The organism is Streptomyces sp. NPDC047917 (assembly GCF_043204345.1).
Lineage (GTDB): Bacteria > Actinomycetota > Actinomycetes > Streptomycetales > Streptomycetaceae > Streptomyces > Streptomyces sanglieri.
This window is the reverse complement of sequence record NZ_JBIDCA010000003.1, coordinates 66,038-79,731: the sequence shown is the minus strand read 5'-3', so window position 1 is coordinate 79,731 and position 13,694 is coordinate 66,038. Positions and strand designations below refer to the sequence as shown.

General features: G+C 70.5%; 11 protein-coding genes. 3 read left to right on the top strand and 8 right to left on the bottom strand.

Going from position 1 to position 13,694, the window contains the following annotated elements:
* Window positions 1–19: 19 nt before the first annotated feature.
* Together ACGF8B_RS07315 and ACGF8B_RS07310 are read right to left on the bottom strand one after the other, a co-directional pair.
* A complete protein-coding gene (locus ACGF8B_RS07315) occupies window positions 20–1,135 on the bottom strand; it encodes a CobW family GTP-binding protein (RefSeq protein ID WP_392735610.1) in 1,116 nt (371 codons plus the stop codon).
* Window positions 1,136–1,156: 21 nt separating this feature from the next.
* Window positions 1,157–2,311, bottom strand: coding sequence for a citrate synthase/methylcitrate synthase (locus ACGF8B_RS07310; protein ID WP_392735608.1), 1,155 nt, complete (start codon window positions 2,309–2,311; stop codon window positions 1,157–1,159).
* 109 nt (window positions 2,312–2,420) lie between these two features.
* Here ACGF8B_RS07310 and ACGF8B_RS07305 point away from each other — a divergent pair, with 109 nt between their 5' ends.
* The 3 genes from ACGF8B_RS07305 (at window position 2,421) to ACGF8B_RS07295 (ending at window position 6,200) form a co-directional block, all read left to right on the top strand.
* Window positions 2,421–3,740, top strand: coding sequence for a citrate/2-methylcitrate synthase (locus ACGF8B_RS07305; RefSeq protein ID WP_392735607.1), 1,320 nt, complete (start codon window positions 2,421–2,423; stop codon window positions 3,738–3,740).
* 115 nt (window positions 3,741–3,855) lie between these two features.
* Window positions 3,856–5,520: an ATP-binding protein gene (locus tag ACGF8B_RS07300; RefSeq protein WP_392735605.1), complete on the top strand. Its 1,665-nt coding sequence runs from the start codon at window positions 3,856–3,858 to the stop codon at window positions 5,518–5,520.
* Entirely contained in the window at window positions 5,517–6,200 is a 684-nt protein-coding gene (locus tag ACGF8B_RS07295; RefSeq protein WP_392735602.1) for a response regulator, read from the top strand. The genes ACGF8B_RS07300 and ACGF8B_RS07295 overlap by 4 nt, the downstream gene beginning before the upstream one ends.
* Before the next feature lie 314 nt (window positions 6,201–6,514).
* Here ACGF8B_RS07295 and ACGF8B_RS07290 read toward each other — a convergent pair whose 3' ends face one another.
* The 6 genes from ACGF8B_RS07290 to ACGF8B_RS07265 all read right to left on the bottom strand — a co-directional run bounded on the left by ACGF8B_RS07290 (window position 6,515) and on the right by ACGF8B_RS07265 (window position 13,372).
* Complete coding sequence (locus tag ACGF8B_RS07290; RefSeq protein ID WP_392735600.1) at window positions 6,515–8,107, bottom strand: cation acetate symporter; 1,593 nt, start codon at window positions 8,105–8,107, stop codon at window positions 6,515–6,517.
* Window positions 8,104–8,547 (bottom strand): DUF485 domain-containing protein, encoded by a 444-nt coding sequence (locus ACGF8B_RS07285; protein ID WP_392736459.1) that lies wholly within the window; start codon window positions 8,545–8,547, stop codon window positions 8,104–8,106. The genes ACGF8B_RS07290 and ACGF8B_RS07285 overlap by 4 nt, the downstream gene beginning before the upstream one ends.
* Window positions 8,548–8,690: 143 nt before the next feature.
* Window positions 8,691–9,356 carry a response regulator gene (locus tag ACGF8B_RS07280; RefSeq protein ID WP_392735598.1) on the bottom strand — a complete coding sequence of 222 codons (666 nt, stop codon included), beginning with the start codon at window positions 9,354–9,356 and terminating at the stop codon, window positions 8,691–8,693.
* Complete coding sequence (locus ACGF8B_RS07275; RefSeq protein ID WP_392735596.1) at window positions 9,353–10,519, bottom strand: sensor histidine kinase; 1,167 nt, start codon at window positions 10,517–10,519, stop codon at window positions 9,353–9,355. Before ACGF8B_RS07275 ends, ACGF8B_RS07280 begins: the two co-directional genes overlap by 4 nt.
* Complete coding sequence (locus ACGF8B_RS07270; RefSeq protein ID WP_392735594.1) at window positions 10,516–11,124, bottom strand: DUF1453 domain-containing protein; 609 nt, start codon at window positions 11,122–11,124, stop codon at window positions 10,516–10,518. The genes ACGF8B_RS07275 and ACGF8B_RS07270 overlap by 4 nt, the downstream gene beginning before the upstream one ends.
* 127 nt (window positions 11,125–11,251) lie before the next feature.
* Window positions 11,252–13,372: a type IIA DNA topoisomerase subunit B gene (locus ACGF8B_RS07265; RefSeq protein ID WP_392735592.1), complete on the bottom strand. Its 2,121-nt coding sequence runs from the start codon at window positions 13,370–13,372 to the stop codon at window positions 11,252–11,254.
* Window positions 13,373–13,694: the final 322 nt, after the last annotated feature.

Sequence of the window (13,694 nt, the reverse complement as noted above, 5' to 3'; positions counted from 1 at the left end):
GGCGACGCGTGGCGGGATGCTACGCGTCGTCGTCGGGCCGTTGCACGTACCGCAGGACGCCCCACATGCTTCGCTCGTGTGCGGCGTCCTGCGTCGCGTCCGGGGCCGGCGCGGCGTTCTCGCGGCAGTCGGCCAGCTCCTTGTGCAGGGCGTCGGGGGCGATGCCCGAACCGATCAGCACCAGCTGGGTCCGGCGTGGCTCGCCCCGCCCCCAGGGCTGCGGGTCGAACCGCAGGAACCTGCCGACCGCGTGCAGGGCGTACTTGTTGGCCCGGTCGCCCACGCCGAAGTCGACGAACCCCTTGATCCGGTAGAGGCCCTGCGGCCGGGAGTCGAGGAACGCCATCAGCCGGCGGGGGTTCATGGGCACGTCCGCGGTGAAGGACACGCTGTCGTACGCGGCGTGCAGGTGGTGCGCGTGCCCGCCGTCGCCCGCCTCCTCCTCGCTCCGGTCCCGGAGCAGATCCTCAAAGGTGAGCTGCCGGGCCTTCTCCTCGCCGTCCGGCTGAAGTGCCGGGTCGAAGAGCAGCTCCGGGTCGATGCGTCCGTACGTGGCACGGATGACGGCCGCCCCGGGACGGCCGGGGGCGCCCGCCGCGGCGATGACGCCCTGGATGCGGGCCTGTTCCTCGTGCCCGGCCCGGTCGGTCTTGTTCAGGACGACGAGGTCGGCGACGGCGAGGTGGCGGTCGATCTCGGGATGGCGGTCCCGGGTGGCGTCGAACTCGGCGGCGTCGACGACCTCGACCAGTCCCCCGTACACGATGTGCGGATTCTCGCTGGCGAGGATCATGCGTACGAGTTCCTGCGGCTCGGCCAGTCCGCTGGCCTCGATCACGATCACGTCGAGACGGGCGGCGGGCCCGGTCAGTGTCTCCAGGAAGGTGTCGAGTTCGCTCGCGTCGACCGCGCAGCACAGGCAGCCGTTGCCCAGCGAGACCGTGGAGCCGACCTGTCCGGAGACTGTCATGGCGTCGATCTCGATGGCGCCGAAGTCGTTGACGATCACGCCGATCCGGCTTCCCGCGCGGTTGCGCAGGAGGTGGTTGAGCAGCGTCGTCTTGCCCGACCCCAGGAACCCCGCGAGGACGATGACCGGGATCTGCTGCTTGCGGGGCGGGGACGACGCGTTCAACGGTGACCTCTCTCGGGGACCTCAGGGCATGGGAACCGGCTGGGGCGGGGGCGTACCGACGTAGCGGGCCGCCGGGCGGATGATCTTCGAGTCCTCCGCCTGCTCCAGGATATTGGCGCTCCAGCCGACCGTCCGCGCCGCGCAGAACGTCGGCGTGAACATCTCGCGCGGCAGCCCGCACAGCTCCATGACGACTCCGGCGTAGAACTCCACGTTGGTGTGCAGCTCCCGGCCCGGCTTGAGCTCGGCGAGTATCGCCTCGACCTGGCGCTCGACCTCGACGGCGAAGTCGACGAGCGGGCCGCCGAAGCCCTGGGCGATCTCCCGCAGCATCCGTGAGCGGGGGTCCTCGGTGCGGTAGACGGGGTGCCCGAAGCCCATGATCCGCTCGCCCGCGAGCACCCGCTCACGGATCCAGCCGTCGATGCGGTCGGGGGTGCCGATGGCGTCCAGGGTGTCGAGCGCCCGACTGGGGGCTCCGCCGTGCAGCGGCCCGGAGAGCGCGCCCACGGCCGCCACCAGGCAGGCCGCCACGTCGGCGCCGGTGGAGGCGACGACGCGGGCGGTGAATGTCGAGGCGTTGAAACCGTGGTCGACGGTGGAGATCAGGTACTGCTCCACGGCCCTGGCGCGGGCGGGGTCCGGTACGGAGCCGGTGAGCATGTAGAGGTAGTTGGCGGCGTGGGGCAGGTCGTCGCGAGGTTCGACCGGTTCGAGGCCCCGGCCGAGGCGGTGCAGGGCGGTGAGCACGGTGGGGACAGCGGCACAGGCGGCCAGCGCGTCGGCGCGGCGGTCGGCTGCGTCGATGTCGTACACCGGCTTGAAGCCTGCTGAGGCGCCGAGGAGCGAGAGGGCCGTACGCAGACCGGCCAGGGGTCCGGAACCGGCACGTGCGATGGCGGGCAGCGCGTCGCGGACCCCGGCGGGCAGCCGGCGCAGCGCGGCGGTACGGGCGGCGAATCCGGTACGGGCCGCGGCATCGGGCAGCGCGCCCTCGGACATCAGGTACCAGACGTCCTCGAAGCTGCGGGTCCGGGCCAGTTCGATCGCCGAGTACTGCCGGTAGTGGTAGAAGCCCTCGCGTCCCCGGACGTCGCCGAGAGCCGTGTCGGTGACGACGACGCCCGCGAGACCTCGGGGTACGTCGAGCGGGGCTCCGCCGGTCGTGGTCGGCATCTCTTCCTCCGTGAGTGTTCCGGTGGACTCATTCATATTGATTCAGACCTTCCATGCTTGACTGTCATCCTGTCAATGTTGATTGAATCAATGTAGATACGGTTGCGACATGAAGGATCAAGCGGCGCCCGGCAACGTTCCGGGGGCGACGGTTCCGCAGCGGCTCAGCACCCGGGAGACGGCCGAACGCCTCGGAGTGAAGCCGGAGACGGTGTACGCGTACGTCAGCCGGGGCCAGCTGAGCAGCAGCCGCGCCCCGGGCGGCCGCGGCAGCACGTTCGACGCCGCCGAGGTCGATGCGCTGGCCCGCCGCACCGGCCGCCGGACGCCCGCCCCCGCCGCTGCCGGTGACCTGGCCTTCCGTACCGGCATCACGCTGATCGAGGACAACGCCTACTACTTCCGCGGGGTCGACGCGGTCGAGCTGGCCCGGCGGTACGCCTACGAAGAGGTCGCCGAGTGGCTCTGGACCGGCGAGCTGCGGCCCGGTGTCCGCTTCACGGCGCCGGACGAGACGCTGGCCGCGGCGCGCCGGGCGGTCGGCGCGCTGCCCGTGCACAGTGGCTCGACCGACCGGTTGCGGGTGGCGGTGGTCGCCTCGTCGACCGCCGATCCGCTCCGGTTCGACCTCTCGCACGAGGCGGTGCTCGCCGCCGCGCGGAGCCTCGTCCCGACCCTGGTCGGCGCACTTCCTCCGGCCGCGGACGCACCGTCGGCGGCCGGGCGGGCCGAGGAGCGTACGGAGGCCGGCGACGCCGGGCTGGCCCGGCGGCTGTGGCCGAAGCTCACTTCCCGACCGGCCGATGAACCGTCGATCGCCGCGCTGGACGCCGCCCTCGCCCTGCTGATCGACCACGACCTCGCGGCTTCGACGCTGGCCGCCAGGGTCGCCGCGTCCGCCCGTGCCCATCCGTACGCGGTGGTCTCCGCGGGCCTCGGTGTCCTGGAGGGCCAGTTGCACGGGGCGGCGAGCGGGCTGGCGCACCGGATGCTGACCGAGGTCCTGGAGCGCGGCAGCGCCGTACCGGTGGTCGCGGACCATCTGCGAACCGGACGCAGGGTGCCCGGGCTCGGCCACCGGCTCTACACCGCCGAGGACCCGCGGGCGCGGGCGCTGTTCGCCCTGCTCGCACAGGTGCCGCAGGCGGCAGCGGCGCTCGCCGCGGCACGCGACGTGGTCTCCACGACGGCCCGGCACACTCCCCTGCACGCCAATGTCGACCTGGCGCTCGCCGTGCTCTCGGTCTCCTGCGGCATGTCCGCGGAGGCCGGCGAGACGGTGTTCGCGGTGTCCCGCACGGCCGGCTGGATCGCCCATGCCCTGGAGGAGTACGGCGAACGGCCCCTGCGGATGCGCCCCAGCGGCCAGTACGCGGGGCCCCGGCCGCCACAGCCGCTGCCCGCCGCCACGGGCGAACCGCCGAGTTAGTCGGTCGGCAGCGACGGCGCGCGAGGGGAAATTCGTGCGAGGGGAGTCCGCGCGAGGGGAAATTCGTGCGAGGGGAATTTCGGAAAGCACCGGAATGCCCTTTACCGTTCATACGATGAGCGCCCCACCGCCCACCGCCAGGAGAGCACGCCGGTCCGTCTGGCCGCAGCGGGTCTTCTCCCAGGTCCTGCTGATGCAGCTGGCCATCGCCACCGGTGTCACCGTGCTCGCCACCGGCCTCTTCCTGGCACCGCTCAGCGCCCAGCTCGACGACCAGGCGATGCGCCGCGCCCTGGCCATCGCGCAGAGCACCGCGGCCGAGCCGCAGCTCACCGAGGCCCTGCTCGCCACGGACCCTTCCCCCACCGGTCCCGTGCAGTCCGCGGCCGAGCGGGTCAGGCGCGCCACCGGCGCCGAGTACGTCGTCGTCATGGACCGGCGCGGGGTGCGCTGGTCGCACACCGACGCCGACGAGATCGGCAAGGTCGTCTCCACCGACCCGAGCGACGCCCTCGCGGGCCGCGACGTCATGGAGATCGACAGCGGGACGCTCGGCCGCTCCGCCCGTGGGAAGGTGCCGCTGCGCGACGAGTCGCGGCACGTCGTGGGCGCGGTCTCCGTCGGGATCGCGTACGACAGTGTGCGCGCCCGGCTCCTCGCCGCGATTCCCGGGCTGTTCGCCTACGCGGGGGGCGCTCTGGCCGTCGGGGCGCTGGCCGCCTACCTGATCTCCCGGCGTCTTCAGCGGCAGACCCACGACCTCGCGTTCTCGGACATCTCCGCACTGCTCACGGAGCGCGAGGCGATGCTGCACGGCATCAGGGAAGGGGTCGTCGCCCTCGACCGCACGGGCCGGATCCGGCTGCTCAACGACGAGGCGCAGCGGCTGCTCGGGCTCGGTCCCGATGCGGCGGGCCGCCCGCTGGACGCGGTGCTCGGCACGGGCCGGACGGCCGATGTGCTGGCGGGCCGGGTGCTGGGCGATGATCTGCTGACGGTGCAGGGTGCCCGGGTCCTGCTCGCCAACCGGATGCCGACCGACGACGGCGGCGCCGTCGCCACCCTCCGCGACCGCACCGAACTCGAACACCTGGGCCGCGAGCTCGACTCGACGCGCGGCCTGATCGACGCGCTTCGGGCCCAGGACCACGAGCACGCCAACCGGATGCACACGCTCCTGGGGCTGCTGGAACTGGACATGCACGAGGACGCCATGGAGTACGTCACCGAGATCGTGGGCGTCCACCGGGCGACCGCCGAACAGGTCACCGAGAAGGTGCACGATCCACTGCTGGCCGCGCTCCTGGTCGGCAAGGCGACCGTGGCGGCGGAGCGCGGTGCCGCACTGCGCCTGGCCCCGGGAACGCTGCTCCCGGACCGTCTGGTCGATCCTCGCGGGCTGGTCACGGTCGTCGGCAACCTGGTGGACAACGCGCTGGACGCGGCGGCCGGGGCGGACGGTGCGCTGGTCGAGGTGGGGCTGCGCGCCGAGGGCCGTACGGTGGTGCTGCGGGTCAGCGACAGCGGCCCCGGGGTGCCGCCCGGTCAGCGTGAATCGATCTTCACGGAGGGCTGGTCGACGAAGGAGGTCCCGGCGCACGGCAAGCGCGGCCTGGGCCTCGCCCTGGTGCGGCGGCTGGCACAACGGCAGGGTGGCAGCGTCGGCGTCGACGAGGCCGTGGACGGCGGCGCCGAGTTCACCGTCGTACTGCCGGAGGCCCTCACCGACACGGTGGAAATGACCGAATCGAATACCGGTATCGCGGGAGAAGCTCAGTGATCGAGGTCCTGGTCGTGGACGACGACATCCGGGTCGCGAAGGTCAACGCGGCGTATGTCGCCCGGGTGCCGGGATTCCGGGTCGCCGCCCAGGCGCACTCCGCCGCCGAAGCCCTCGCCACGATCGAGGGCCGGCCCGTGGACCTGGTGCTGCTGGACCACTACATGCCCGACCGCAGCGGCCTCGCCATGGTGCGTGAGCTGCGCCGGCGCGGCCACCACACCGACGTGATCATGGTGACGGCGGCACGCGATGTCGCCACCGTGCAGGAGGCCATGCGGTACGGCGCACTGCAGTACCTGGTGAAGCCGTTCACGTACGCGGGGCTGCGCACCAAGCTGGAGGCGTACGCGGCGCTGCGCCGCACCCTGGAACGCGGCGGCGAGGCCGAACAGGGCGAGGTGGACCGGCTCTTCGGCGCCCTGTGGGCGGCGGGCGAGCCCGATCTACCCAAGGGCCACTCGCCGACCACGGCGGAACTGGTCAGGCAGGCGCTCCGCAACGCGGAGGGTCCGCTGTCCGCACAGGAGATCGCGGAGAGCGCCGGCATGAGCAGGCAGACCGCCCAGCGCTACCTGAAGCTGCTGGAGCGGACCGGCAGGGTGCGGCTGACGCTGCGGTACGGCGAGACGGGCCGCCCGGAACACCGCTACACCTGGTCAACCGGCACCCAGACCTGACACCGTCCGGCCAGGAGGTGTCCGGCGGTCCACGGATCACTGCGGTCCTTCACGGGGGGCCGCGGCTTTCCGTGAGCTGCATTCTGCCCGCGGTTCCGGCAGTTGCCGCCCGGGGCAGGATCCGGAACCGGCTTTGGAACCGGAACCGGCACTGAAACTGATACCCGGACGTCGCGCCGGCGGCCCGGGGTGAGTCGCAGGGCCAGTGGATTCGAAACGTCGGAATCGGCCTCGACCTGGACAGCCTCCCCGTTGATCACCGTCGAGTGGTCGTACCCTCGGCCGAACGGTCGCATGATCCGCCGGACAGGGGTCTACACCGCGCCCGCGCCGGTCAGTGCGCGGACCTCGGTCTCCGCGTGCTTGGCCTCGTCGGGCGGATCGGTGGAGGTGACCGTTCCGACCCAGCCGGCCAGGAAGCCCAGGGGGATGGAGACCAGTCCGGGGTTCTCCAGCGGGAAGAACTGGAAGTCGACGCCCGGGAAGAGCGAGGCGGGGCTGCCGGAGACGACCGGGGAGAGCAGCACGAGCAGCACGGCCGGAATCAGTCCGCCGTAGACGGACCAGACCGCTCCCCGGGTGGTGAAGTTCCGCCAGAACAGGGAGTACAGGAGCACCGGAAGGTTGGCCGAGGCTGCGACGGCGAAAGCGAGTCCCACCAGGAACGCCACATTCAGATTCTGGGCGATCAGCCCGAGCCCGATGGCGGCCAGCCCGATCGCGGCCGCGGCCACCCTGGCCACGGCGACCTCGCTGTACTGCTTGGAGCCCGGGCGCCTGATCGAGGCGTAGAGGTCGTGGGCCACGGAGGCGGACGAGGCGAGGGTGATTCCCGCGACGACCGCGAGGATGGTCGCGAAGGCGACCGCGGCGACCACGGCGAACAGGATCGCTCCCCCGGTGGACCCCTCGCCGCCGCCCAGTTCCATGGCCAGCAGCGGGATCGCGGTGTTGCCTGCGGCGTTGGACGCCCGCACATCGGCGGAACCGACCAGGGCGGCCGCCCCGAACCCGAGGGCGATCGTCATCAGATAGAAGCTGCCGATGAGCCCGATCGACCAGACGACCGAACGGCGGGCCGCACGGGCGGTGGGCACGGTGTAGAAGCGCGACAGGATGTGCGGCAGCCCAGCGGTACCGAGCACCAGGGCCAGCCCCAGGCTGACGAAGTCGATGCGCGCGGTCCACGATCCGCCGTACCGGAGACCCGGCGCCAGGAACCGGCTTCCGTGCCCGCTCCGTTCGGCGGCGGAGTTGAGCAGGGCGTTGAAATCGCCGTGGAAGCGGAGCAGGACGAGAACGGTGAGCACGACCGCTCCCGCCATCAGCAGAACGGCCTTCACGATCTGGATCCAGGTGGTGGCGCGCATCCCGCCGAGCGACACATAGACGACCATGAGTGCCCCGACACCGATGACCGTCCAGGAGCGGGCGGCGCCGCTCGTACCGCCGAGAAGCAGCGCGACCAGGCTGCCCGCACCCACCATCTGCGCCACCAGATAGAGCACGGAGACGGTGACGGACGAAGTGCCCGCCGCGATCCGGACCGGACGCTCCGCCATCCTCGCCGCCACCACGTCGGCGAGAGTGAACCGGCCGCAGTTGCGCACCAGTTCCGCGACGAGCAGCAGCACGACGAGCCAGGCGACGAGGAAGCCGACCGAGTAGAGCATGCCGTCGTAGCCGAAGAGGGCGATCAGACCGGAGATGCCGAGGAAGGAGGCGGCCGACATGTAGTCGCCCGCGATGGCGAAACCGTTTTCCATGGGGGAGAACAGGCGGCCGCCCGCGTAGAACTCCTCGGCCGAACCGTGGCGGTTACGACTCACCCAGGTGGTGATGGCGAGCGTCACCGCGATGAAGGCGCTGAACAGCAGGAGCGCCAGCGTCTGATGGTTCCCGTTCAACGTCCGGCCCCCCTCGTCATCTCCTGTGTCTCCCAGCGCAGTTCGAGTGCGGCCCGGTCGCGGCGCAGTCGCGCGTGGCGCGCGTACGCGCCGGTGAGGAGGAAGGTCGTGAGGAACTGCCCGAGCCCCGCGACCATCGCCACATTGACTGCCCCCGCCACCGGACGGGCCATCAGTCCGGGCGCGGTGATCGCGGCGACGACATAGACGAGGTACCAGACGAGGAAGGCGAGGCTGGCGGGGACGACGAACCGCCGGTACCGGCGGCGCACTTCCTGGAACGCCTCGCTGCGCTGCACCTCCAGATAGATGTCGGCCGCGCTGTGGCCGCGCCGCGGGTCCACGGGCCCGGGTGGTCCGGCGGGAGCGAAGCCCCCCGCACCGTCCAGCTCGCCCCATCCGGAGGCCGGCGCGTCGTACCACGGGTCGTCGAGTCGCATCGCTGCGGCCTCACGCCCTGCTTCCTTCTCCACGGAACAACTCCCCTTGTCCACGGACCACTTCGGCCGTGTACCCAAGAATGGGCAGATCGGGAAGATCCCGGGCGCTTCATTCGCCGGTCTTCACCTCTTCAGGTGATGGCTCATCCGGGCGGCTGTGCGAGGCCCCGAACATACGCGTAGCGCACGGCCTGTGCCCGGTCGCGCACCCCGGCCTTGGCGAAGAGGTTGTTGATGTGGCTCTTCACGGTGGCCTGCGAGATGTTCAGGCTGCGGGCGATCTCCAGATTGGACAGGCCGTCCGCGATCAGCACCAGCACCTCCAGCTCACGTGGCGTCAGGCCGTCGGGCAGCTGCGGATCCGATGCCGTCGGCGGTGACTGCGGGCCCGCGGTCACTCGCTCCAGCAGACGACGCTGCACGCTCGGCGAGAGGCCGGCCTCGCCGGACAGCACGGCCTGGACGGCCCGTACGATCTCCTCGCCCCCGGCGTCCTTGGTGAGGTAGCCGCGGGCTCCGGCCTGCAGCGCGGGAAAAAGCGAGTCGTCGTCCGCGAAAGTCGTGAGCACCACCACCTGCGTCCCCGGATGGTCCCTGCGGATCCGCCGTGTCGCCTCCGCCCCGTCGCACCGGGGCATCCGCAGATCCATCAGAACGACATCGGGGGCCAGTTCGGCCACGAGCTCCACGGCCTCCTCCCCGTCCTTCGCCGACCCGACCACCTCGATCCCGGGCAGCAACCCCAGCAGCATCACAATCCCCTCACGCACCACCGACTGGTCATCGGCGACCACGACCCGTGCGTTCACGCCGGCACCCGCAGACTCACCACAAAACCCTCCTCGCCGGGGCCGGCCTCCAGCGTCCCGCCCATCAGCTCGGCCCGTTCCCTCATCCCGAGCAGACCGTATCCGGAGCCACTGCCGGACAGCTCTCCCCCGGGTCTTCGTCCACCCGAATCGCTGACCTCCAGGGCGACTTCGTCCGGCAGATACTCCAGCCTCACGCGCACCCTGGCCCCCGGCGCGTGCTTGCGCACATTGGTCAGGGCCTCCTGTGCCACCCTCCGGACCGTCTGTGACGCCTCGGCGGTCAGCGTCCGCTGCTCCCCCTCCACACTGACCTGCGCCGGATCCGTGGCCACCAACTGCTGCAGGAACTCTTCCACCGGAGACACCTCCCCCCGGAGCGCGGAGAGGGCCTGCCTGGTCTCCGAAAGTCCTTCACGCGCCATGGCACGCGCTGCCACGACCCGTTCCAGCACCTGGTCCCGGAACTCCCCCGCGGGCTCCCGCTCGATCAGCAGCCGCGCCGCCTCCAGATGCACCAGCTGAGCGGAGAGGCTGTGTGCGAGCACATCGTGTATCTCCCGGGCGATCCTGGCCCGCTCGTCCAGCGCGGCCGTCTCGGCCTCGGCCTTGCGTGCCGCACGCTCCTGCACCAGGAGCCGCTGTGCGTTCCCCCGGGCCTCGGCATCCAACCGGAGCACGTAACCCGCCAGCGAGAGACCCACTGTGGACATGGCGGTGGAGAGCCAGCCATCGGTGTTGACCACGGCGTAGGCGCCGAGGGCGACGGCCGTGGCCGGGAGGCCCGCGGTGAGCGGCAGCCGCTCCAGCGCGGCGATCGCGCAACCGCTCCAGAGGATCACCGCGGGCACATAGGCACCGGCCTGCTGCGCCCCGAACGCCACCAGCATCAACAGCGCCAGCAGCCCCATCGAGGGCCACAGCCGGTGTTCCAGGCTGGTCCGGAAGAACGCCCAGGCAGCGAACGCACAGCCCAGTAGGCCCACCAGGCCGAGCACGATCTCCCAGGGCCCGAACTGTCCACCGCTGAAGGTGCCCCAGAGCATCGCGGTGAGCAGCCCCACCCGGACGGACCAGGTGATCAGCTTTCGCGGCCGCGTACGGCTCGTTCCCGACAGGGCTTCCCAGGACGGCCAGCTGGTCCAGGTCGTACGCGTCGTCACACGCGGTCCTTCCACGTCGGCCGCGACGTCGCCCTGTCGCCGGAGCCACCGTACGGGGGTTCGCCATGCACAGAGCCGCCGTATGAGGAGCCACCATGCGTGGAGCCGCCGCGCATGAAGTCGCCGCGCACGGAGTCACCGTACGCCGGACGCATCTGCCCAGCCCGCCACATCAGCGCACCACCACGCGCTGCCAGCATCACCGCGAGTGCCGCCAGCAGGGCCGCGGTGCCCTGATGTATACCCATCAGCGCGCCGGCCCCGTAGAGGGCCGCCCGCAGCGCCAGACCACCTACCAGGACGAAGGCGGTGGCCTTGGTGCCCCTGCTCCACAGCGAGCCGTCCGCCTCGCGCCACAGCCGGATGGTCCAGGCCCAGCCGGCGCCCGTCACGAGCCCCACCACCACCTCGGCGCCCAGGACCGCTGCGGACAGCACGGCGTGACGCTGATCCACCAACCCGGGTTCGCGCAGCGACAGGACAAGGAGTATTCCCGGCAGAACCCACCAGCGCCGGTCGTCCGTGATCCGCTGTGCCGAGCACTGGCGGAAGACGACGACAGCGATCACTGCGCCGATCACCAGGACGTTGACGAGCCCTGACATGAGTACCTCCGATGTGCGGGAAGGTGAACGCCTTCGACGCTACGGAAGCGGCCGGATCGGAGCATCGGCTCAGGGGTTGATCACGGGTGGAGATGCCGTCTCCACCCGTGGGTGGAGACGGCGTCGATCAGACGTCGATGCGCGAGCGGTCCAGCGTGGCGGCGGAGCTGGTGATGAACTCCTTGCGCGGCGCCACCTCATTGCCCATCAGCAGATCGAAGACCTGCTCGGACGCCTCCAGGTCTCCGATGTTGATCCTCCGCAGGGTGCGGTGGCGCGGATCCATCGTGGTCTCCGCCAACTGGTCGGCGTCCATCTCGCCCAGGCCCTTGTAACGCTGGATCGAGTCCTTGTACCGGACGTTCTTGCGCTGGAGCTCCAGCAGGCGCTGGCGCAGCTCGTTGTCCGAGTACGTGTAGATGTACTTGTCCTGGCCCTTCTTCGGCTGGACCAGTTCGATCCGATGCAGCGGCGGCACCGCTGCGAAGACCCGTCCGGCCTCGACCATGGGCCGCATGTACCGCTGGAAGAGCGTCAGCAGCAGAACGCGGATGTGCGCGCCGTCGACATCGGCGTCCACCAGCAGGACGATCTTCCCGTAGCGGGCCGCGTCGATGTCGAAGGTCCGTCCGGACCCGGCTCCTATGACCTGGATGATCGCGCCGCACTCGGCGTTCTTCAGCATGTCCGAGACGGAGGCCTTCTGGACGTTGAGGATCTTGCCCCGGATCGGCAGCAGCGCCTGGAACTCGCTGTTCCGGGCGAGCTTCGCCGTACCGAGCGCGGAGTCGCCCTCGACGATGAAGAGCTCACTGCGGTCCACGTCGTCGCTGCGGCAGTCGGCGAGCTTCGCCGGGAGCGAGGAGGACTCAAGTGCAGTCTTGCGACGCTGGGCGTCCTTGTGCTGGCGGGCCGCGATGCGGGTCCGCGCGGCCGCGACGGCCTTGTCCAGGACGGCCCTGGCCTGGGCCTTGGCATCGCGCTTCGTCGAGGTCAGGAACGCCTTGAGCTCCTTGGCCACGACGTTGGCGACGATCCGGTTGGCCGCCGAGGTGCCGAGTACCTCCTTGGTCTGGCCCTCGAACTGCGGCTCGGCCAGACGGACGGTGACCACCGCGGTGAGGCCCTCCAGCGCGTCGTCCTTGACGATGTCGTCCTCGGCGACGCGCAGCAGCTTGGCGGAGCGCAGCGCCTCGTTGACCGTCCTGGTCACGGAGCGCTCGAATCCGGTCACATGCGTGCCGCCCTTGGGAGTGGCGATGATGTTGACGAACGACTTGAGGTTGGTGTCGTACCCGGTGCCCCAGCGCAGGGCGATGTCGACCGCGAGCTCACGCGTGACCTCGGTCGCCGTCATGTGACCGCGCTCGTCCAGGACCGGCACGGTCTCCTTGAAAGTGCCCTGCCCGGTCAGGCGCAGGACGTCGCAGACCGCCTTGTCCTGGGCCAGGTACTCGCAGAACTCACTGATGCCGCCGTCGAAGCGGAAGGTCTCCTCGGTCTTGCCCTCGCCGTCGAGCCCCCGCTCGTCGCGGACGACGATCGTGAGCCCCGGAACGAGGAAGGCCGTCTGCCGTGCCCGCTGGTAAAGCGTCTCCAGGTTGAGCCTGGCGTCCTTGAGGAAGATCTGCCGGTCCGCCCAGTAGCGCACCCTGGTGCCGGTGCGCGTCTTCGGTACCCGCTTGCCCTTGAGCAGGCCGTTGGCCGGGTCGAACGGGCTGTCCGGCCCCTGCTCGGTGAAGATCCCCGGGACTCCACGCCGGAAGCTGATCGAGTGCGTCGCACTGCTGCGGTCGACCTCGACGTCGAGCCGGGCGGAGAGCGCGTTGACGACGGAGGCGCCGACGCCGTGCAGACCGCCGGACGCCGCGTAGGAACCGCCGCCGAACTTTCCGCCGGCGTGCAGCTTGGTCATCACGACCTCGACGCCGGACAGGCCCGTCTTGGGCTCGACGTCGACGGGGATGCCCCGCCCGTTGTCCCGGACCTCCACGGAATTGTCGTCGTGGAGGATCACCTCGATGTGATCGCAGTAACCACCCAGGGCCTCGTCGACGGAGTTGTCGATGATCTCCCAGAGGCAGTGCATGAGACCGCGGCTGTCGGTGGACCCGATGTACATCCCGGGGCGCTTGCGAACCGCTTCGAGCCCCTCGAGTACGAGCAGATGCCGCGCGGTGTAGTTGGAACCGTCTCGGTCTGCTCCGGTCAGCAGCGCAGTGGACGGCACGGACGTATCGGCGGTCACGCGGTTCGCTCCTCGCTGAATTTCATTTGGGGCCCAAGTGGGTAACGGGCTCGGCTTCGGTTGCCGCTGAGAGGGTACCGAGGCCTGGTAGAGCGGTTGTACCGCCACCCTCCGACAACCCTCACACTAGTCCAGCCTCGCATGCACGTTCGATCCCTCGCAGGAGTGACGCGAACATCACGTTCCCTTCCAGGCATGAACCATTTAGGCTCCGGGCACGTCCTCATGAACGAACCGGCAAGCCAGCCGGGAGGATCCCACCAAGACAAGCAATGCGAAACCGTAGCGCTCCGCAATACGGCACATTCGCCGCCAACCGGCA

Bases quoted from the DNA above. Each gene is read 5' to 3' on its own strand.
- ACGF8B_RS07310 (WP_392735608.1), bottom strand. From the start codon at position 2,311: ATGCCGACCACGACCGGCGGAGCCCCGCTCGACGTACCCCGAGGTCTC.
- ACGF8B_RS07305 (WP_392735607.1), top strand. From the start codon at position 2,421: ATGAAGGATCAAGCGGCGCCCGGCAACGTTCCGGGGGCGACGGTTCCG.
- ACGF8B_RS07300 (WP_392735605.1), top strand. From the start codon at position 3,856: ATGAGCGCCCCACCGCCCACCGCCAGGAGAGCACGCCGGTCCGTCTGG.
- ACGF8B_RS07285 (WP_392736459.1), bottom strand. From the start codon at position 8,547: ATGCGACTCGACGACCCGTGGTACGACGCGCCGGCCTCCGGATGGGGC.
- ACGF8B_RS07270 (WP_392735594.1), bottom strand. From the start codon at position 11,124: ATGTCAGGGCTCGTCAACGTCCTGGTGATCGGCGCAGTGATCGCTGTC.